Below are 18,073 nucleotides of genomic sequence, written 5' to 3' on the forward strand. Positions count from 1 at the left end.
CTGCGAGCGCCGGCTGAGCGGGATATCAGGAAGAATTCGATGAACTGGCTTACCAACTACGTCCGCCCCAAGATCCGCGCCCTCTATGCCCGCAAGGAGGTTCCCGACAACCTCTGGCACAAGTGCCCGAGCTGCGAGGCGATGCTCTTCCACCGCGATCTGGAGGAGAACCTCAACGTCTGCCAGCATTGCGGCTTCCACATGCGGCTGGACCCGATCAAGCGGCTGGCCTCGATGTTCGACGAGGGCGACTACCAGTCGGTCGAGCTGCCCAAGTCGGTGGTCGATCCGCTGAAGTTCCGCGACCAGAAGCGCTACACCGACCGCCTGAAGGAAGCCCAGACCAAGACGGGCCGGCATGACGCCATCGTCGTCGGCTCCGGCCTGATCGGCGGGCAGCCGGCGGTCGTCGCGGCCTTCGACTTCGGCTTCATGGGCGGCTCGATGGGCATCGCGGTGGGCGAGGGCATCCTGGCCGCCGCCCGCACCGCCATCGCCCAGAAGGCGGCGCTGATCGTCGTCCCGGCCTCGGGCGGGGCGCGCATGCAGGAAGGCATCCTGTCGCTGATGCAGATGCCGCGCACCACCATCGCGGTGGAGATGGTCAAGGAAGCCGGCCTGCCCTACATCGTGGTGCTGACCGACCCGACGACCGGCGGCGTCACCGCCTCCTTCGCGATGATCGGCGACATCCACATCGCCGAGAAGGGCGCGCAGATCGGCTTCGCCGGCGCCCGCGTGATCGAGAGCACGATCCGCGAGACCCTGCCGGAGGGCTTCCAGCGCTCCGAGTATCTCCAGGAACACGGCATGGTGGACATGGTGGTCCATCGCCGCGACCTGCGCCCGACCCTGTCGCGCGTCCTGACCCTGCTGATGCAGCCGGTCCTGGCCGTGGCGCCGGAAGCGCTGCCGGCCGCGGCCGTTCCGGCGGAGGAGCCGCGCAGCCAGGCTGAGGCGGCCGACGAGACGCCGTCCCAGGCGGGCGCCGAGAGGACTGGCTCCGAGCAGCCGGCCTGATCCCGCCATGCCGCTCGCTGAGTCGCTCGCCGATCCGGTTCTCGACCGGCTGAAGGGTCTGCACCCCAAGGTCATCGACCTGTCGCTGGACCGCGTGCACCGGCTGCTCGCCGCGCTGGGCCATCCGGAGCGGCGCCTGCCGCCGGTGGTCCATGTGGCGGGCACCAACGGCAAGGGCTCCACGCTCGCCTTCCTGCGGGCCATGCTGGAGGCCGCGGGGCTGCGGGTGCATGTCTACACCTCGCCCCACCTCGTGCGCTTCCACGAGCGCATCCGGCTGGCCGGCACGCTGATCGACGACGACCGGCTGGCCGCCCTGCTGGAGGAGTGCGAGGTCGCCAACGGCGGCGGACCCATCACCTTCTTCGAGGTGACGACGGTCGCCGCCCTCCTCGCCTTCGCGCGGGAGCCGGCGGACGTGGTGCTTCTGGAAACCGGGCTGGGCGGGCGGCTGGACGCCACCAACGTGGTGGACCGCCCGGCGGTCACCGCGATCACGCGCATCTCCTACGACCACCGCCAGTTCCTCGGCGACACGCTGGAGGCCATCGCGGGCGAGAAGGCCGGCATCTTCAAGCCGGGCGTTCCCGCCGTGATCTATCCGCAGCCCGCGGAGGAGGCCGCCCGCACCCTGGCCATCCGGGCCGAGACGGTGGGCGCACCGGTTTCCGGCTGGTCGGTCACCCCGACCGAGGGTGGTTTCCGCTTCGAGAGCGACCGCCGTCGCATCGATTTGCCGCTGCCGGGGCTGGCCGGGGCGCACCAGATCGTCAACGCCGGGGTGGCACTGGCCTGCCTGGACCATCTGCCGGTCGCGGTGGCCGAGGCGGTCGACGACGCGGCGGTGCGCCGCGGCCTCGCCGCCGTGGAGTGGCCGGCCCGTCTGCAGCGGCTGACCCGCGGCCCGCTGGCCGACGGGCTGCCCGCCGGCTGGGAGCTGTGGCTGGACGGCGGCCACAACGATTCCGCGGGCGAGGTGCTGGCCGTCCAGGCCGCGCGCTGGGCGGAGGGGGAGCCGGAACGGCCGCTGCTGCTGGTCTATGGGATGCTGGCGAGCAAGGAGCCGCGGGAATTCCTGGGTCCGCTGGCGCCCTTCGTCACCGCCGCCCGCACCGTCGCCATCCCCGGAGAGGAGGCGTCGCTGACGGCCGAGGACACCGCCGCAGCCACCCGCGCCTGTGGCATCGCCGACAGCGCGGCGGCGGCGGACGCGGGCAGCGCCCTGGAGGATCTGGCGGGGCGGGTCACGGGTCCGGCCCGCGTGCTGATCTGCGGCTCGCTCTATCTGGCCGGCACGGTCCTGGCGGAGAACGGCTGAACCACGGTCGAGCGGGGGCGTCAGCGCCCCTGCTTGCCGTCCAGCTCCAGCATGTTGCGCAGCGCGGCGAGGGTCTTGCCGAGCGTGCCCGAATCGTCCTTGGCCGCCTTCTTCCCGGACTCGTTGCTTTCGGTCCGTTTGCCGGCGCCGGGCCTGGGCTTTTCCGGGGCGGGCTTTTCCGAAGCGGGCTTTTCCGGCTTGACTTTTTCCAATTCGGCCGCCGGGACCGGCGGGACGAGGTCCAAAGGCTCGTCGTCCTCGTCGTCGTCCGGGGCCCTTTGCGGCGCGGGGCGCGGCAACGGCTTGAAGCCGGGCAGGGCGCTCGCCTCGGGGCGGGTGGGCGCGTCGCTTTTCCAGGCCGGGGTGGGCGGCTCGTCGAGATCGTTCTCCGCCTCGACGAGCGCGCGCAGGGCGCGCAACGCCTCCTCCATGTCCTGTTCCTGGGCGGATTTGCGCGGCACCGGGGCGCCGTCCTTGTCCGGAGCGTCGTCCGTGCCGGCGCGGTTCCAGAAGGCATCGTCGGCGCCAGCGTGCCGATCCGCCGCTTCGTCGTCCTCGGGGCCGTTGTCCTCAAGGTTGTCGTCGGCGTCCGCATCGCTGTCGAGGTCGTCGGCGGGCTTGCGCGACCGGCCGAACAGCGGGGTCACGACGCCGCCGTCCCGGTCGTCGCCGTCCTCATCCTCGTCGCGGTCGGCGGCGGCCTTCTGCACCATGCTGCGCAGGGCGGCGATGGTGCGGTCCAGCGGTTCGCTGCCGACGGACGCGGGGTCGCGCTCCCGAACGCGCTCCCACGGGGGAGGAGCCTTGTCGGGGTCGCGGATGGCGAAGCCCAGGATGTCGTCGTTGGACGGCTCCGCCCCGTCGTCTCCGTCCTGTTCGCCTCCGTCCAGTTCGTCCCTGCCCAATTCGTCGGGTTCGTCGTAGCGGGATTCGACGGCGTCCTTGAGCGAAAAGGCGGGGATCATGGCTGGGGCAGGGGGCGGGACCGGCGGGACTGGCGGTTCCTCCGCGCGGGCGCCGTCGCCGCGGCCGTCCAGGATGCTGCGGAGCGCCGCGATGGTGCGGTCGAAGGAGCGGGAGGCGTCGTCGTCGGGGTCGTCCGCGGCAACCGGCTGGCTCACCCGGGGGGCCGGGGCCGGAGGCGCAGGTTCGACCCGATTGTCCTCGTCGTCTCCGCCCTCGTCCCTGCCCCCGTCCCTGCTCTCGTCCGCATCCCGGTCCGCGAGCGTCCAGCGGCGCGCACCCCAGTCCTCGTCGTCGTCCCACGCGGCCTCGTCGGCCGCGCCGTCGTCATCGTCGTGGTGGCCGTCCTCGTCGTGGCCGGCGAGATCGGCGAGCGACACCGGCTCCCACAGCGGGCGGCGGCCCGACTCCGGGGCGGCATCACCGTCCGCGGCCAGCCGCTCCAACTCCAACTCCAACGCCAGGTCCGGATCCAGCGCAGCGACGGGCCGGGCCGTGGCGGGCAGAGGGGCGGCCGGCACGGGGGCGGCGTCCTCCTCCGGCCCGTCCATCGCGTCGCCACGGCCCCGCATCGCGTCGAGCAGCCCTTGCAGGGCGGCCAAAGGGGCGGCGAAGGACGGGGCGTCCTCCTGCGAGGACGTCGCCGTCACGGGCGTCGAGAAGGGCGGGGGCGCCGGGCGGCTTTCGGTGTCGCGGGAGTTGCAGCGCGAGCAGCGGTAATGGGGGGCGATGGACAGGACCGGATAATTGGGGCCGAAGCGCCGGTTCATGTCCGCGCGCGGCAGCACGCCCTCGTGGCCGCAGGCGCGGCAGCGGACGTGCACATCGACCTCGATGTCGCGCAGGTAAAGCATGCGTGCCATGGGCGCAGTATACGCAGCGGCGGGCCCATGCCCAGCGGATTCGCCGGCCGCCCCGCGCGCCGCGCCGGGTTCGGCGGTGATCTTTTCGGCATGCCGCCCCGGCGTGCGGCCGGAGAAGGCCCGGGGACGGTCCGGAGACGGCCCGGAGACGGATGGTTGGCAAGTCGTGGCGGAGCCGCTATGTTCAGCGCCGTGGCCCCGTAGCTCATCTGGATAGAGCGACGGTTTCCTAAACCGTAGGCAGCTGGTTCGAGTCCAGCCGGGGTCACCACCGCCTTCCGCGACCGGTTCCGCCGTCCGTCAACCGGCCCTCTGCCGAAGGGCTTCCCCATGACCGCACCCCTGTTGCAGGACGCCGTTCTCGTCACCGGCGCGGGCCGCCGCGTCGGCTTGCATCTGGCCGAGCGGATGATGGCGCTGGGGCACCCGGTCATCGCCCATTACCGCACGTCCACCGACGATCTGGAACGGCTGCGCGCCGCCGGGGCGGTCTGCCTGCACGGCGATCTCGCCGATCCGGACGGCGGGCCGCGGCTGGCCGACGCCGTGCGGGGCGTGGCGGGCAGCCTGCGGGCGGTCGTCCACAACGCCTCGGCCTTCGAGGTGACGGCGGCGGACACCGCGGACGCGCTGCGGCAGCTCGACGTCTTCCACGCCGTGCATGTCCGCGCCCCCTTCGCGCTGAATCGCGAACTGGCGCCGCTGCTGGGCGCCTGCTCGGCGCGGCGGGCCGACATCGTCCACATCACCGACATCTACGCCGACAACCCCAACCCGGCCTTCGACGCCTATTGCGCCAGCAAGGCCGGGCTGCAGAACCTCGCGCTGTCCTTCGCCAAGCGGCTGGCGCCCAAGGTGAAGGTCAACGTCGTCCAGCCGGGGCCGATCCTGTTCAAGGAGTGGCACGGCCCGGAGGCGCGGGCGCGGGTGCTGTCAGAGACGCTGCTCGGCGAGGAGGGCGGGGTGGAGGCCATCGGCCTGGCGGTCGAGGCCATCCTCCAGAACCACTATCAGACCGGCGCCGTCGTCGCGGTGGACGGTGGCCGGCGTCTCGCCTAACCGGGGCGAGCCGACGCTGCAGCCCGGCAGGGGGGTGGCGCACAGGTCGCCCTGCGGCGGCGGGACGGGCTTCCCGGTCAGCAGCGCGGCGATCTCCGCGAAGGGGGCGGCCAGATAGGGGTCCGGGCACAGGGCCGCCAGGCCGTCCGCCGGGAAGGAGCGGCCGACCCGTCCGATCAGGTCGATGTCGGCCGGCCGGTCGCGCGTCTTGCAGCCGGGGTGGTCGCGGTCGCGGCCCAGCGCCAGTTCGATCCCCACGCACAGCCCCTTGCAGCAGGCGGGGTCCAGCGCGCTCGGCACATAGGCGACGTAGTTGACGAAGGGATGGGCGCTCGCCATGCCGACCGGCGCCGTCCGGTAGAAGCGGCTGAGCAGGACGCGGCCGAAGAGATCGGCCAGCCGGGCGGCGATCCGCGCCGCGTTCCGCTCCGGGTCCAGGTTCGTTCCGATTCCCAGGATGTGGCCGGTCAACGGCAGAGAGGCGGCGGGCATCGGAATCAGAGCGTCCATGGGCATTCCATCAGGGGGCGTTCCATCAGGGGGCGTTCCATCGGGGGCGTTCCCTCGGTCGGGATGTGCGTTGAAAATCTGTGAAATGCCGCAGGAAACGGTGGCGCCGGATCGTTACATGATGGTCATGAGCGCAGAGAAAAATGAACGAATTTTGATACACCTTTCCGTATGTAAAAATTGGGACGGTTTTTTTTACAGAATTTTCGTTGGAACGCTCGTGGAAAGCAATCATGATAAAGGTTGAAAGGCCGAATTGCCGACGGTTAGCCGATATGGTGAATGGAATTGTTTGCCGTTTTGTCGCCCTGGCGTTGTTTGTACTTGCCAGCCCGGCTGGCGCCGGATCCCTGCCGGAGCCGACGGAAAAGCCGATCCTGGTCGTGTCGGGCCTGATCGGCACGACCAACCGCGACGGCATGGCGGTCTTCGACCGCCCCATGCTGGAGGCGCTCGGCATGGTGTCCTTCACCACCGCCACGCCCTGGTACAAGGAAAAGGTGACCTTCGAGGGCGTGCCGCTGGCCCGGCTGATGGAGCGTCTGGAGGCGCGCGGGGAAACGCTGACCGCGACGGCGCTGAACGACTACACCGGCGAAATCCCCATGGACGACGTGCGGAACCGCAAGGTGATCCTGGCGCTGAAGCGCGACGGGGCCTACATGCCGGTCAGCGACAAGGGGCCGCTGTTCATCGTCTATGATTTCGACCATGATCCGGAAGCCAACCGGCAGAAGTATTTCGGACGCTCGGTCTGGCAGGTCGCCCGGTTGACCGTGAAGTGAAGGCACCCTCCGTGAGTTTGCCGACCGAGACCGCGCCGAACGGGAGCACGCGGCTGTCCCGCCTGCTGGGCTGGGCGTCGGAGGACCGCGCGCGCCGTCTCGGGCTCTGGCTGGCCATCCTGACCGGCGGGTTCGGTCTGGCCGCCGCCTATCTGTCGCTGCTGGTGGTGAATTACGGCGAGGCGCTGCGCGGGGCCGCCCCCTACAACTTCGCCTGGGCCGCCGGCCAGACGGTGGGCGAGGTCACGCGGCTGGAGCAACGCATCCTGGCCAGCGCGCTTCCCGGCACCAACATCGACGCCGAGGAGGTCCAGCTCCGCCTGGACATCGTGCGCAACCGCATCGCCGTGCTGGGGCGGGGGCAGGCCTCCCTCTTCATGGACCGCTACCCGCAGCATCGCCGCACGGTGGCCCGGCTGGAGGAGGCGCTGGACCGGGTCGGCCTGATCCTGGCCGGGCCGCTGCCGCCGGCGGAGAAGGCGCTGGCCGCCCTGGCGGTGCTGGAGCCCGTCGACCGCGAGCTGAACGCCTTCGCCTCCGTCGCCTCGCAGTTCGGCGGGGAGCTGGTGGACGAGGGGCACGACCAACTCCTCCACCTGCACGGGCTGTTCTCCCTGCTGGCCGCCGGTCTGGCGGTGTGCGGCGTCCTGTTCATCACCGTGCTGCTGATCCAGAACCGGACCATCCGGCGGGCGCACGACCGGATGGAGGCGATGGCCGGCGCCCTGCAGACGGCCATCGGCCAGGCGGAGGAAGCCAGTCAGGCCAAGAGCCGCTTCCTGGCGACCATGAGCCACGAGCTGCGCACACCGCTGAACGCGATCATCGGCTTCTCGGAGCTGATCCGCGACGACGGCGGTCTGCCGGGCGAGGGCCGGCCCCCCGGCGGCGCGCCGGACGGCGGGAAGGAAAGCAGCCGCCGGGAAAACACGCGCCGGGAGCACGCCCAGTATGCGGGCTACATCCTGGGCAGCGCCCGCCACATGCTGAGCCTGGTCATCGACATCCTGACGGTCGCCCAGATGGAATCGGGCCATGCCAGCCTCACCTTCGAACCGGTGGACCTGCGCAAGGTGACGGGCACCGCCATCGCCACGGTGCTGGGCACCCAGGCCGGACGCGGCCGGACGATCCGGACGGCGTCGGAGGCGGTGTGGCCGGTGCTCGAGGCCGACGAGCGGGCGGTGCGGCAGATGCTGCTGAACCTGCTGTCCAACGCGGTGAAGTTCAGCTCCGCCCCGTCGGTGATCGAGGTGCAGGCGTGGCTGGACCCGCAGGGCGGCTTCGTCATCGCCGTGCAGGACCAGGGCATCGGCATGACGCCGGAGCAGATTGAAAAGGCGGCCCAGCCGTTCTATCAGGCGGAGGACGGTGCGACCCGCCGGTTCCAGGGATCGGGGCTGGGGCTCAGCATCGTGAAGAGCCTGATGGAGGCGCATGGCGGCCGGCTGTTGCTGGAAGGCGAGGCGGGGGCCGGTCTCCGGGCCTCGCTCCATTTCCCGGCGGAGAGGGTCGGCGGGCCGATGCCGCGTCCGGAGCCGGCCGGCCAGTTTTGACATCGGTCGTGGGATCAGCCGGCGTCAGTCTCGCCGGGTGTGTGAAGAAAAAGGAAGGGATCGGGTTTTATGACGGTGCAGTCACATGTTCTCGCCCTCGTGCAGGAGGCGATGGAGGCGCGCCGGTCGAACGAGGCGCTCGACGCGCCGCTGGACGCCGCGGGCGAGGCCGCCATGATCGACGCCGCGGCGCGGAAGGTCGAAGAGCTGCTCGACGTGCTGCGGATCGACCACCGCAACGACCACAACACCCGCGACACGCCGCGCCGCGTCGCCAAGATGCTGGTGCGCGAGCTGCTGAAGGGCCGCTTCACGGCGCCGCCCGAACTGACCGAGTTCCGCAACGCCGAGGAATTCGACCATCTGATCGTCACCGGCCCGATCGCCGTGCGCTCCACCTGCGCGCACCATCTGATGCCGATCTACGGCACCGCCTTCATCGGCATCCTGCCGGCCAAGGGCGGCAACATCCTGGGCCTGTCCAAATACGACCGGATCGTCGACCATTTCGCCGCCCGCTTCCAGATCCAGGAGGAGCTGGTCAAGCAGATCGGCAACTTCATCGTCGAGGCGACCCGGCCCCGCGGTCTGGCCGTGCGGATCAGCGCCGTGCACATGTGCAAGACCCACCGCGGGGTGCGCGCCGGCCACGACAGCCGCATGGTCAACAGCTCCTTCCATGGCGAGCTGCTGGAGTCGCGCGCGCTGCGCGAGGAGTTCCTGATGGAATGCGCGACGCTTGAGCGTTCCGCCCGCTGAGCGAACCGCCGCGCTCGCGGCCCGGCCCGCCCGGAGGGGCGCCGCGGGGCGGTCCGGCGTCGCGGGGGCGGCAGCCCTGATGGCGGCGTCGCTCGCCCTGGTGCTGACCGCCGGGGCGCTGGCCCGCGAGCTGGGCGCCCGCTACGGCGCGGCGGAGGTGCTGTTCCTGCGTTTCCTGCTGTCGCTGCTGGTGGTCGCTCCGGCGGCTTTCGCGATGGCCGGGCGGCGCGCCCTGTCCGTCACCCGGCCCGGGGGGCACGCGGTGCGGGCGCTGAGCGGGGTCGGGGCGGCGCTGATCTTCTACGCGGCGACCCAGCATCTGCCCTTCGCCGATCTGGTCGCCCTGTCCTACGCGGCCCCGCTGTTCGTGGTGCTGCTCTCCGGTCCGGCCATCGGGGAGCGGGCGGGTGCTGCCTCCGCCGTCTGCGTCGCGCTGGGGATGGCCGGGGTCTTCCTGATCGCCCCGCCGACGCGGCTGGAGCCGTGGAGCCTCGCCATGCTCGCCATGGCCTTGCTGAACGCGGTCTGCATCCTGGCGACCCGACGGACGGCCCAGGCCGACGGGCCGGCGGCCACCGGGCTGGTCTTCGTGCTGGCGGGGTGCCTGCTGACCGCCCCGGCGGCCCTGCTGACCGGTTTCCGGATGCCCGAAACCGCCGACCTGCCGGCCTTCCTGCTGCTGGGCGTCGCCGCGGGGGCGGCCATCCTGCTGAACGCCGCCGCCTTCCGCCGGGCGCCGGCGGCGGTGCTGGCGCCCATCGACTATCTGGGGATCGCCGCCTCGGCGGCCATCGGCTTCCTGTGGTGGGGCGAGAGCCCGTCGTCCGCGGTGCTGCTGGGCGGGGCGCTGATCGCCGCGGCCGGGCTGGGCACGCTGTGGGCCGGCGCGCGGCGGCCGGGCTGACGCCCCCCTTCCGAGATCACAGTTCGATCAGCGCGTAGGGCCTCCCCGACTCCTTCTCGATGGTCTGGGCGACGTTGTAGACCGGCGTGCCGCGCAGGGTCTTGCCGGCGTAGCTGCCGTGGTGGGCGTGGCCATGGACGACCGCCTGGACGTGGAAACGGTCGATGGTCTCCGCCAGACGGGAGGAGCCGAGGAAGGGATAGATCTCCGTCGGCTCGCCGCGCACCGTCTCGGCGATCGGGGCGTAGTGCAGGACGACCATCGTCCGCTCGGTCTCCAGCTGGCGCAGGGCGCTTTCCAGCCGCATCGCCTCGTTCAGCGACTCCTGCACGAACTGCTTGATCGCCGGTTCGCCGAAGGCGTCGAGCATGCGGTTCTCGAACCCGCCGCCGAAGCCCTTCACCCCGGCGAAGCCGACGCCGCGGATCTCCAGCGGGTTGCCGTCGAGGAAGCGGACGCCGGCCTGCTCCAGGATGCGCTGAAGCTCCTCGACGTGGCCGCATTCGTGGTCGTGGTTGCCCAGCACGGCGACCACCGGGATGCCGATGGCGCGCAGGTCCTCGGCCAGCACCTCGGCCTCGCGCGGCTTGCCGTGGTTGGTCAGGTCGCCGGCCAGCGCCAGGACGTCCGCCCGGTCGGCGATCTCCTGGAACAGCTCGCGGTAGGGGTGGGTGGAGGTCTCCCCCACATGGATGTCGCCGATGGCGGCGACCTTGATCGTTCCTTCAGCCCGAATGTGTTCAGCCATGCTTCGTTTCCTCGCCGACGACGTCGGCGAACCCCCAGTCCGTGACGTCGATCCGATAATCCTCGCGCGAGAACAGCCGCCCCCGGCAGATGCGGGTCTGCGGCACCGGCAGCTTCGCGCGCTCGTTCAGCCGGTCCAGAAGCTCCTGCAACAGCCAGCCGGGGATGTGGTCGCGCTCGGTCGGGTAGATGAAGCGGAAGTTCAGGACGTGCATCAGCAGCACCTCCCAATACTGCTCCATGTGGCCGAGCAGCCGTTTCCAGTCGATGTGGGCGTGCTGCTTCAGGATCATGTGGGCGACGTCGGGGCCGTCGTGCTTGTGCCGCATCTGCACGAAGGCCTTGGAGAAGACCATTTCCGTCGGCGGGATGAGCTGGACGTCGGTGCCGCAGACCAGCGCGCGGTGGTCCTCCTCGAACCAGCGGTCGTTGACCGGATTGATGGCGGCGGCGGAATTGAAGATCACGTCGAAGAACAGGTCGCCGTGCAGCACCTTGCCGATCCAGCGTTCGTCCTCGATCTCCGTCGTAAAGCCGCGGTCCTGGAAATGGGCGAGGATGCGCGGGAAATCGCCGCCCCGGCAGAAGATGTCGATGTCCTTGGTCGGCCGGGTGATGCCGGTGTAGGCGCTGAGCGCGTAGGTGCCGCCCAGCAGGAAGGGGATTCCGGATTCCGTCAGGATTTTCAGGCTCTCCGTGTAGAAGGCTTCGGCCTCCGCCGAAACATGCGCACGGCCCTCGCGCCCCCGGCTTTCATGCTCCCGGCTTTCACGGTTGCCGTCCATGGCATCCCCTCTCCCCCGCCGTTGTCCGTTGCGCCTTCAACAGGAGGAGAGGGCGAAACGGCACCACCGGACGGTGCCCACGGCGGGAAAAAGTCGGCCAAAGGCGGGCGGAACCGCCGCACCGCTACACCGGTTGAGGGTGGTATTGCTGATGGGGAGGCAACCGATGGCACGACATCCGATCCCACAGGCCCTATTGCTCGCCGCCGGCCTCGTGCTGTGCGGCGCCGGTCCAGCCCTGGCGCAGGGAAGCTGCGCCGCGCTGGTCGACCGCTTCGCCGCCGAGAACAACCTGTCGGCCAGCCCGCCGCCGGTCGCGACGCCGCCGGGCAGTTCGGGCTCCACCGCGGGGGATGGGGCCTTGCCGAATGGCAGTTCCGGCACGACGCCGGACCAGCTTGCCCGCTCGGGCGGGGTGGTGGCGCCGCCGGCCTCGGGTGATCAGGCGGTGATCGAACCGCCGCGCACCGGCGCCCCCATGCCGACCGCCCCGGCGGTGCGGCCCGACGCCGCTCCGAACAGCGGCTCCTCCATGGAGAGCGGGTCGATGGGGCAGGCGGCGCGCAACGCCCAGATCGAATCGCTGGTGACCGCCGCGCGCTCCGCCGCGAAGGACGGCAACGAACAGCTCTGCATGGACTCCCTGGACAAGGCGCGCGGCCTGACCCGCGCCGCGCCGGGTGCGACGGGTGGCACGATGGGCGGGGGCGGCTGATGGCGACAATGCGGATGATGGCCGAACTGATGGCCGCCGACCTCAGCGTTGCCGGCCCCCTTCCTCCTTCCCCGCCGACCCCCGACATGCCGGTGCCGCCGCCCGGCATGCCGGACATGCCCGGCGACCCGTCGCGGCCGCCGATCAAGGAGCCGCCGGACGCCATCCCCGTTCCCCCGGAGGAACCGCCGCCCAACCCCGAACGGCTGGTTTGAACCCGCTTGTCGGGGAGAAAAATGGCACCAGGGCCGCGGGCGCGCGAAACGGCGCGCCTGCGGTCTTGTGATTCGCGCGGGGAAAGGCGATGTCTTCTCTCGGCACCGAAGGCCGGTGCCGAGTCGCCTCTTGGAGTTCAGTGGGTCTCATGCACCGTCAACCCCCGCGCCAGCACGTCTATCGCCAGCCCGTCGTCCTCGGCACCCAGGTTCAGGCCACCGTCAAGTGGTACGATCCGACCCGCGGCTTCGGCTTCGTCAAGTTCGAGGACGGGTCGCCCGACGCCCTGATCCCCGCCGCCATCGTCGGCACCGCCGGCCACGAGTCCCTGCCGGACGGCGCCACCGTCGTGGTGGACATCGTCGAAGGGCGCAAGGGCAACCAGGTCTCCGCCCTGCATTCGGTCGACACCTCCACCGCCGTCCCGGCGCGCCCGGCCCGCGCCCAGGGCCCGCGCCCGTCCTTCGGCGACCGCGGGGGCGACCGCGGCTTCGGAAACCGCGGCTTCAACGACCGGGGTGGGGATCGCGGCGGCGACCGCGGCTTCAACGACCGGGGTGGCGACCGGGGCGGTTTCGGCGGCCCGCGCCGTCCGGCGGCAGGCGGCCCGACCACCCAGACCGAGGGCACCGTGAAGTGGTTCAACGCCACCAAGGGCTTCGGCTTCATCGCCCAGGACGGCGGCGGCCAGGACGTGTTCGTTCACGTCAAGGCGGTGGAGCGTTCCGGCCTGCAGGGGCTGAACGACGGCCAACGCGTCCGCATCTCCATCCGCCAGGGCGACAAGGGTCCGGAAGCCGTCTCGGTCGAAGAGGCGTAAAGCGTCGGCCTACCGAAGGTAAGGTGTCGTTCGGCCCAGTTGAACGGCGGCGCAAAGCCGCGCATCGTGGCGGGGCGGGGTGGCGGTGCGACGGCGCGCCGCCCCGGCCCGACACGACCAAGAGAGGACGTCCAGTGGTTCCCGTCACCTGTCCGACCACGCCCTTCGACGGCCAGAAGCCCGGCACCTCCGGGCTGCGCAAGGCCGTGAAGGTCTTTGAGCAGCCGCGCTATCTGGAAAACTTCGTCCAATCCATCTTCGACTGCGTCGACGGCCTGTCCGGCGCCACGCTGGTGATCGGCGGCGACGGGCGGTATCACAACCGCACCGCCGTGCAGACCATCCTGCGCATGGCCGCGGCCAACGGCGTCGCGCGCGCGGTGGTCGGGCGCGGCGGCATCCTGTCGACCCCGGCGGCCTCCTGCGTCATCCGCAAGCGCGGCGCCATCGGCGGCGTGATCCTGTCGGCCAGCCACAACCCCGGCGGCCCGGACGGCGATTTCGGCATCAAGTTCAACGCCGCCAACGGCGGCCCGGCGCCGGAGTCGCTGACCGACGCCTTCTTCGCCCGCTCCAAGGCCATCGACGCATACAAGACGCTGGAGTCGCCGGATCTCGATCTCGACCGGCTCGGCGAGACGGCGCTCGGCGGCATGGCGGTGGAGGTCATCGACCCGGTTGCCGACTACGCGGAGCTGATGGAATCGCTGTTCGACATGGCGGCGATCCGCAAGCTGTTCGCGTCGGGCTTCCGCATGGTGTTCGACGCCATGCACGCGGTCACCGGCCCCTACGCCACGGAGATCCTGGAGCGCCGCCTGGGCGCCCCGGCCGGCACCGTCATCAACGGCACGCCGCTGGAGGATTTCGGCGGGCACCATCCAGACCCCAACCTCGCCCATGCGGAGGAGTTGGTCGAGCGGCTGTTCGGGCCGGACGCGCCGGACTTCGGCGCCGCCTCGGACGGCGACGGCGACCGCAACATGATCCTGGGCCGCAACGTCTTCGTGTCGCCCAGCGACAGCCTGGCCGTGCTGGCCGCCAACGCCACCCACGTCCCGGCCTTCAAGGGCGGTCTGGCGGGCGTCGCCCGTTCCATGCCGACCAGCCGGGCGGTGGACCGCGTGGCGGCGAAGCTCGGGATTTCCTGCTACGAGACGCCGACGGGCTGGAAGTTCTTCGGCACGCTGCTCGACGCCGGGCGCATCAACCTGTGCGGCGAGGAGAGTTTCGGCACCGGCGCCGACCATGTGCGCGAGAAGGACGGGCTGTGGGCCGTCCTGATGTGGCTCAACGTCTTGGCCGCCCGCGGCCTGTCGGTGGGCGAGCTGATGGCCGAGCATTGGGGCACCTACGGGCGCACCTATTACGGCCGCCACGATTACGAGGCCATCCCGCAGGAAGCCGCCGACGCCCTGATCGCCGAACTGCGCGGCACCCTGTCCTCGCTGGCCGGCACGGCTCTCGGCGGGCGCACGGTCGCGGCGGCGGACGAGTTCGCCTACACCGACCCGGTGGACGGCAGCCGGTCGGAGCGGCAGGGCCTGCGCGTCGGGTTCGAGGACGGGTCGCGCATCGTCTACCGCCTGTCGGGCACCGGCACGTCGGGCGCTACGCTGCGCGTCTATTTCGAGCGCTACGAGCCGGTCGGCGGCGAGCATGGGCTGGACGCCCCGGTGGCGCTGAAGCCGCTGGCCGATCTGGCGGCGGAACTGGCCGGCATCGAGCGCCACACCGGCCGCACCAAGCCGGACGTCGCCACCTGAAGATTTGTTCTGAAAGAAGGCCCTTCCTCCCACGCTGGGGGGAAGGGCCTTCTTTTTTCAGAACACCGCCTGGAGCAGGCCCAGCGTGCGCCGCTTGGCCAGGGCGGCGCTGGCCGCGTCGTAGCTGGCGCGCTCGTCGCAATTGAAGCCGTGGCCGGCCGGGTAGAGGTGCGTGATGGCGCCGGGATGGCGCTGGCGCACCGCCTCGGCCACCGTCAGGGGGATGGCGTGGTCCGTCTCGCCGAAATGCAGCAGCACGGGGGCGCGCGGCGCCTCGTCCAGCCGGTTGCCGATGCCGCCGCCGTAATAGGCGACAGCGGCGCGGACCGGCAGGCGCGACGCGGCGGCCCAGGCGATGGTGCCGCCCCAGCAATAGCCGGCGATGGCCGCCCCCTCCGCCCCGCCGAGATGGGCCAGACCCGCCGCCACGTCGGTCAGCGCGTCCTCGATGCTGACGGCACCCATCAGGTCGCGGCCGCGCTGGACGCCGGCCTCGTCGTAGGGCAGCTCCACCCCGCGCTCGGCCCGGTCGAACAAGGCGGGGGCCAGCGTGCGGTAACCGTCGGCCGCATAGCCGTCGCAGACGCGGCGCATGTGGCTGTTGATCCCGAAAATCTCCTGGACGATCAGAAGCCGCCCCTTCTCCGGCCCGACGGGCCGGGCTTCGTAGGCGGTCAGCCGGTGCCCGTCGGACGCCGTCAGGTGCGTCCAGGAGCCGGTCGTTCCGGTGGTCGTTCCGGTCATGGCTGGTCTCTCCCTCCATTCGTTCCGTGCAGGGAAGATAGCAGCCTGACGCCGGGTGTCATCCGCGACCGACTGGCCCATATCCCCTAGGACCGTCACCCCGTCACTGGAGCCGCCCGATGTCCGCCCTCGCCGACCGTTCCCCGACCGCTGGACCCTTCGACCTGACGCCGCCGACGCCGGAGCAGCGCGCGGTGCTGGTGGAGCGCCTGTCGGACGAGGAGCGGCATGTCCTGCTGAGCCACGGGACGGAGGCGCCCTTCTGCGGCGGCCTGCTCGACAACAAGAAACCCGGAACTTACGCCTGCCGTCTCTGTGGTCTGCCGCTGTTCCGGTCCGGGACGAAGTTCGAATCCGGCACCGGCTGGCCCAGCTTCACCGCGCCCTATGAGAACGCGCATCTGAAGCTGGTGCAGGACAACAGCTACGGCATGGTGCGGGTGGAGACCCTGTGCGCCCGCTGCGGCAGCCACCAGGGCCATGTCTTCCCCGACGGCCCGCCGCCGACCGGCATGCGCTTCTGCATCAACTCCGTCTCGCTGGCGTTCCTGCCGGAAGGGCAGGCGCTGGCCAGGAGCGTTCAGGACTGGGTGGAGGAGGGGGCGGCGTTCTAGCTCCGTATTGCCCCCACCCTAGCCCTCCCCCTCTACGAGGTGGAGGGGACTGCCGCCGCTTCGCGCAAGGCCCCCTCTCCCGCGTAAGCGGGGGAGGGTTGGGGAGGGGGCCAAGGTTCGCACAGCCTGCGCCTCCCCCAAACATTCCGTTTCATTGGATACCCCCGTCATGCCGACCAACGACACCGCCCGCCCGCCGATCTCCGTCCTCGACCTCGCTCCGGTGCCGGAAGGCAGCACGCCGGGCGACGCCTTGCGCAACACGCTGGACCTCGCCCGCCACGCCGAGCGGCTGGGCTACCAACGCTACTGGCTGGCCGAGCACCACAACATGACCGGCATCGCCAGCGCCGCGACCTCGGTCGTCATCGGCCATGTGGCGGCGGGCACCGAGACCATCCGCGTCGGCGCCGGCGGCATCATGCTGCCCAACCATTCGCCGCTGGTGATCGCCGAGCAGTTCGGCACGCTGGAGGCGCTGTTCCCCGGCCGCATCGACCTTGGCCTGGGCCGGGCGCCCGGCACCGACCAGATGACGCTGCGCGCCCTGCGCCGCGACCCGTCGGTGGCGGAGCAGTTCCCCCAGGACGTGCTGGAGCTTCAGGCTCTGCTCGGCCCCGTTCAGCCGGGCCAGCGCGTGCAGGCGGTCCCCGGCGCCGGGTCGAACGTGCCGCTGTGGATCCTCGGCTCCAGCCTGTTCGGCGCGCAGCTGGCGGCCGCCTTCGGCCTGCCCTACGCCTTCGCCTCGCACTTCGCGCCGGACGCGCTGATGCGGGCGCTGCGGGTCTATCGGGAGAACTTCACCCCTTCGGCGCAGCTCGACCGGCCTCACGCCATGGTCGGGGTGAACGTCGTCGCCGCCGAGACCGACGCGGAGGCGCGCCGGCTCTTCACCTCCGCCCAGCAGAGCTTCGCCCGGTTGATCCGCGGCACCCGCGGCCAATTGCCGCCGCCCATCGACGACATCGAGAGCTTCTGGTCGCCGCTGGAGAAGGCGCAGGCGATGAACATGCTGTCCTGCTCCTTCGTCGGTTCGGCGGAGACGGTGCGGCGCGGGCTGGAGTCCTTCCTCGCCGAGACCGGCGCCGACGAGATCATGGTGGCCTCGGCCATCCACGACCACGCGGCGCGGGTGCGCTCCTACGAGATCCTGGCGGAGGTCCACGGGGCGCTGCGGGCCGCGGCCTGACGCGCTCCAATTTGGGGGAAAGGTCCGGCGCAACCGCACAGCGCGCTTCGCGGACTGCGCCATGGACCGCGCCGGAGGAGAGCCCTATCGTCTGTGGCCCGGCGTCGCGTGACGCGGTTCACAGAGATGGAGAGGGGATATGGCCGAGTTTCCCCACGCCAGCAGGGTCAACGTGACGCTTGATCTGCCGCTCGACGTCTATCGGCGTCTGGAACAGCAGGCGCGCTACATGAGCGTTACCGTCGAGGCCCTGCTGAAGACTATCCTGGCGCAGCAGCTCTATGATTCCAGTCTTCGCAATATGGATTAGTTCAGTGTTGTGAGGCGGCGCGCACGGCGGCGTCGAGATCGCCGTGACTCTCCAGAAGCACCGCCAGCCCGGCCTCCTCCAGCACGGCGCGGACCGGGCCGGGCACCGCCGCCAGAACGATCCGCACTCCCTTCCGTCCGCCCGCGCTCGCCGTGCCCGGCCGTGCTTGGCGCACCGCCAGCAGCAGCGAGCGCAGCCCCGCCGGGGTCAGTTGCGTCACCGCCGACAGATCGAGCACCAGCCCGCCCGGCACCTTTTCCGGCTCGTCCGGGGTGGCGGGTGCCAGAGCGGCGAACAGACGCGCCTCGAACCGGGGGGCGGCGGCGCTGTCGATCGGGCCCACCGGGCGCAGGATCATCACGTCGCCGCGGGCCTCTTCCGCGATTTGCATCAAACCCTCCGATTTCCCCATCCGGCTGGGCCTGCTATA

General features: G+C 71.0%; 19 protein-coding genes, 1 tRNA gene and 1 pseudogene. 15 read left to right on the plus strand and 6 right to left on the minus strand.

What is annotated here, in order from left to right; genetic code table 11:
• Positions 1-39 precede the first annotated feature (39 nt).
• Complete coding sequence (gene accD, locus FBZ83_RS04075; RefSeq protein WP_145681211.1) at positions 40-1,020, plus strand: acetyl-CoA carboxylase, carboxyltransferase subunit beta; 981 nt, start codon at positions 40-42, stop codon at positions 1,018-1,020.
• A gap of 7 nt (positions 1,021-1,027) precedes the next feature.
• The gene (locus FBZ83_RS04080; protein WP_145681212.1) at positions 1,028-2,338 is read left to right on the plus strand and encodes a bifunctional folylpolyglutamate synthase/dihydrofolate synthase; all 1,311 of its coding nucleotides are present in this window, start codon (positions 1,028-1,030) and stop codon (positions 2,336-2,338) included.
• Positions 2,339-2,358: 20 nt separating this feature from the next.
• On the opposite strand, the gene FBZ83_RS04085 is transcribed toward FBZ83_RS04080, so the two are convergent.
• Entirely contained in the window at positions 2,359-4,164 is a 1,806-nt protein-coding gene (locus FBZ83_RS04085; RefSeq protein WP_145681213.1) for a hypothetical protein, read from the minus strand.
• Between the two features lie 194 nt (positions 4,165-4,358).
• Between FBZ83_RS04085 and FBZ83_RS04090 the strand changes: the two genes are divergently transcribed.
• Positions 4,359-4,435 (plus strand) — tRNA-Arg (locus FBZ83_RS04090).
• A gap of 59 nt (positions 4,436-4,494) precedes the next feature.
• Positions 4,495-5,223 (plus strand): SDR family oxidoreductase, encoded by a 729-nt coding sequence (locus FBZ83_RS04095; protein WP_145681214.1) that lies wholly within the window; start codon positions 4,495-4,497, stop codon positions 5,221-5,223.
• A 183-nt stretch (positions 5,224-5,406) separates the two neighbouring features.
• Here the strand turns inward: FBZ83_RS04095 and FBZ83_RS31755 are convergent.
• Positions 5,407-5,739, minus strand: a pseudogene (locus tag FBZ83_RS31755) (2-amino-4-hydroxy-6-hydroxymethyldihydropteridine diphosphokinase); the annotation flags it as partial.
• A 308-nt stretch (positions 5,740-6,047) separates the two neighbouring features.
• Between FBZ83_RS31755 and FBZ83_RS04105 the strand changes: the two are divergent.
• The 4 genes from FBZ83_RS04105 (at position 6,048) to FBZ83_RS04120 (ending at position 9,737) form a co-directional block, all read left to right on the plus strand.
• A complete protein-coding gene (locus tag FBZ83_RS04105) occupies positions 6,048-6,518 on the plus strand; it encodes a molybdopterin-dependent oxidoreductase (RefSeq protein WP_247888132.1) in 471 nt (156 codons plus the stop codon).
• Positions 6,519-6,529: 11 nt separating this feature from the next.
• On the plus strand, positions 6,530-8,074 hold the full coding sequence (locus tag FBZ83_RS04110; protein WP_145681217.1) for a sensor histidine kinase: 1,545 nt from the start codon (positions 6,530-6,532) through the stop codon (positions 8,072-8,074).
• Positions 8,075-8,143: 69 nt separating this feature from the next.
• Positions 8,144-8,833 carry a GTP cyclohydrolase I gene (folE, locus tag FBZ83_RS04115; RefSeq protein WP_145681218.1) on the plus strand — a complete coding sequence of 230 codons (690 nt, stop codon included), beginning with the start codon at positions 8,144-8,146 and terminating at the stop codon, positions 8,831-8,833.
• A gap of 79 nt (positions 8,834-8,912) precedes the next feature.
• Positions 8,913-9,737, plus strand: coding sequence for a DMT family transporter (locus FBZ83_RS04120; protein WP_211101621.1), 825 nt, complete (start codon positions 8,913-8,915; stop codon positions 9,735-9,737).
• 16 nt (positions 9,738-9,753) lie between these two features.
• On the opposite strand, the gene FBZ83_RS04125 is transcribed toward FBZ83_RS04120, so the two are convergent.
• Together FBZ83_RS04125 and FBZ83_RS04130 are read right to left on the minus strand one after the other, a co-directional pair.
• On the minus strand, positions 9,754-10,485 hold the full coding sequence (locus tag FBZ83_RS04125; RefSeq protein WP_145681220.1) for a metallophosphoesterase family protein: 732 nt from the start codon (positions 10,483-10,485) through the stop codon (positions 9,754-9,756).
• Positions 10,478-11,269, minus strand: a complete 792-nt coding sequence (locus FBZ83_RS04130; protein WP_145681221.1) for a nucleotidyltransferase family protein — start codon at positions 11,267-11,269, stop codon at positions 10,478-10,480. Before FBZ83_RS04130 ends, FBZ83_RS04125 begins: the two co-directional genes overlap by 8 nt.
• Positions 11,270-11,435: 166 nt before the next feature.
• Here FBZ83_RS04130 and FBZ83_RS04135 point away from each other — a divergent pair, with 166 nt between their 5' ends.
• From FBZ83_RS04135 to FBZ83_RS04150, 4 genes are all read left to right on the plus strand, one after another.
• Positions 11,436-11,984, plus strand: a complete 549-nt coding sequence (locus FBZ83_RS04135; RefSeq protein ID WP_247888133.1) for a hypothetical protein — start codon at positions 11,436-11,438, stop codon at positions 11,982-11,984.
• Positions 11,984-12,199 carry a hypothetical protein gene (locus tag FBZ83_RS04140; RefSeq protein ID WP_145681223.1) on the plus strand — a complete coding sequence of 72 codons (216 nt, stop codon included), beginning with the start codon at positions 11,984-11,986 and terminating at the stop codon, positions 12,197-12,199. The genes FBZ83_RS04135 and FBZ83_RS04140 overlap by 1 nt, the downstream gene beginning before the upstream one ends.
• A 149-nt stretch (positions 12,200-12,348) precedes the next feature.
• Positions 12,349-13,020 (plus strand): cold-shock protein, encoded by a 672-nt coding sequence (locus tag FBZ83_RS32260; RefSeq protein ID WP_145681224.1) that lies wholly within the window; start codon positions 12,349-12,351, stop codon positions 13,018-13,020.
• Positions 13,021-13,154: 134 nt separating this feature from the next.
• Entirely contained in the window at positions 13,155-14,786 is a 1,632-nt protein-coding gene (locus tag FBZ83_RS04150; RefSeq protein ID WP_145681225.1) for an alpha-D-glucose phosphate-specific phosphoglucomutase, read from the plus strand.
• A gap of 57 nt (positions 14,787-14,843) precedes the next feature.
• Here FBZ83_RS04150 and FBZ83_RS04155 read toward each other — a convergent pair whose 3' ends face one another.
• Positions 14,844-15,530: a dienelactone hydrolase family protein gene (locus FBZ83_RS04155; RefSeq protein ID WP_145681226.1), complete on the minus strand. Its 687-nt coding sequence runs from the start codon at positions 15,528-15,530 to the stop codon at positions 14,844-14,846.
• 119 nt (positions 15,531-15,649) lie between these two features.
• Between FBZ83_RS04155 and msrB the strand changes: the two genes are divergently transcribed.
• The 3 genes from msrB to FBZ83_RS31325 all read left to right on the plus strand — a co-directional run bounded on the left by msrB (position 15,650) and on the right by FBZ83_RS31325 (position 17,643).
• A complete protein-coding gene (gene msrB, locus FBZ83_RS04160; protein ID WP_145681227.1) occupies positions 15,650-16,144 on the plus strand; it encodes a peptide-methionine (R)-S-oxide reductase MsrB in 495 nt (164 codons plus the stop codon).
• A 169-nt stretch (positions 16,145-16,313) separates the two neighbouring features.
• Positions 16,314-17,333, plus strand: coding sequence for an LLM class flavin-dependent oxidoreductase (locus FBZ83_RS04165; protein WP_145681228.1), 1,020 nt, complete (start codon positions 16,314-16,316; stop codon positions 17,331-17,333).
• A 139-nt stretch (positions 17,334-17,472) separates the two neighbouring features.
• Positions 17,473-17,643 carry a hypothetical protein gene (locus FBZ83_RS31325; RefSeq protein WP_014239127.1) on the plus strand — a complete coding sequence of 57 codons (171 nt, stop codon included), beginning with the start codon at positions 17,473-17,475 and terminating at the stop codon, positions 17,641-17,643.
• 1 nt (position 17,644) lies between these two features.
• On the opposite strand, the gene FBZ83_RS04170 is transcribed toward FBZ83_RS31325, so the two are convergent.
• Complete coding sequence (locus FBZ83_RS04170; protein ID WP_186465971.1) at positions 17,645-18,034, minus strand: STAS domain-containing protein; 390 nt, start codon at positions 18,032-18,034, stop codon at positions 17,645-17,647.
• Positions 18,035-18,073: the final 39 nt, after the last annotated feature.

The sequence above is a fragment of the Azospirillum brasilense genome (genome assembly GCF_007827815.1).
Lineage (GTDB): Bacteria > Pseudomonadota > Alphaproteobacteria > Azospirillales > Azospirillaceae > Azospirillum > Azospirillum brasilense_C.

Excerpts from the sequence above, each read along its gene's own strand:
- accD (WP_145681211.1), top strand. The coding sequence starts at position 40 with ATGAACTGGCTTACCAACTACGTCCGCCCCAAGATCCGCGCCCTCTAT.
- FBZ83_RS04080 (WP_145681212.1), top strand. The coding sequence starts at position 1,028 with ATGCCGCTCGCTGAGTCGCTCGCCGATCCGGTTCTCGACCGGCTGAAG.
- FBZ83_RS04085 (WP_145681213.1), bottom strand. The coding sequence starts at position 4,164 with ATGGCACGCATGCTTTACCTGCGCGACATCGAGGTCGATGTGCACGTC.
- FBZ83_RS04095 (WP_145681214.1), top strand. The coding sequence starts at position 4,495 with ATGACCGCACCCCTGTTGCAGGACGCCGTTCTCGTCACCGGCGCGGGC.
- folE (WP_145681218.1), top strand. The coding sequence starts at position 8,144 with ATGACGGTGCAGTCACATGTTCTCGCCCTCGTGCAGGAGGCGATGGAG.
- FBZ83_RS04120 (WP_211101621.1), top strand. The coding sequence starts at position 8,913 with ATGGCGGCGTCGCTCGCCCTGGTGCTGACCGCCGGGGCGCTGGCCCGC.
- FBZ83_RS04125 (WP_145681220.1), bottom strand. The coding sequence starts at position 10,485 with ATGGCTGAACACATTCGGGCTGAAGGAACGATCAAGGTCGCCGCCATC.
- FBZ83_RS04130 (WP_145681221.1), bottom strand. The coding sequence starts at position 11,269 with ATGGACGGCAACCGTGAAAGCCGGGAGCATGAAAGCCGGGGGCGCGAG.
- FBZ83_RS04135 (WP_247888133.1), top strand. The coding sequence starts at position 11,436 with ATGGCACGACATCCGATCCCACAGGCCCTATTGCTCGCCGCCGGCCTC.
- FBZ83_RS04140 (WP_145681223.1), top strand. The coding sequence starts at position 11,984 with ATGGCGACAATGCGGATGATGGCCGAACTGATGGCCGCCGACCTCAGC.
- FBZ83_RS32260 (WP_145681224.1), top strand. The coding sequence starts at position 12,349 with ATGCACCGTCAACCCCCGCGCCAGCACGTCTATCGCCAGCCCGTCGTC.
- FBZ83_RS04155 (WP_145681226.1), bottom strand. The coding sequence starts at position 15,530 with ATGACCGGAACGACCACCGGAACGACCGGCTCCTGGACGCACCTGACG.
- msrB (WP_145681227.1), top strand. The coding sequence starts at position 15,650 with ATGTCCGCCCTCGCCGACCGTTCCCCGACCGCTGGACCCTTCGACCTG.
- FBZ83_RS04165 (WP_145681228.1), top strand. The coding sequence starts at position 16,314 with ATGCCGACCAACGACACCGCCCGCCCGCCGATCTCCGTCCTCGACCTC.
- FBZ83_RS31325 (WP_014239127.1), top strand. The coding sequence starts at position 17,473 with ATGGCCGAGTTTCCCCACGCCAGCAGGGTCAACGTGACGCTTGATCTG.
- FBZ83_RS04170 (WP_186465971.1), bottom strand. The coding sequence starts at position 18,034 with ATGCAAATCGCGGAAGAGGCCCGCGGCGACGTGATGATCCTGCGCCCG.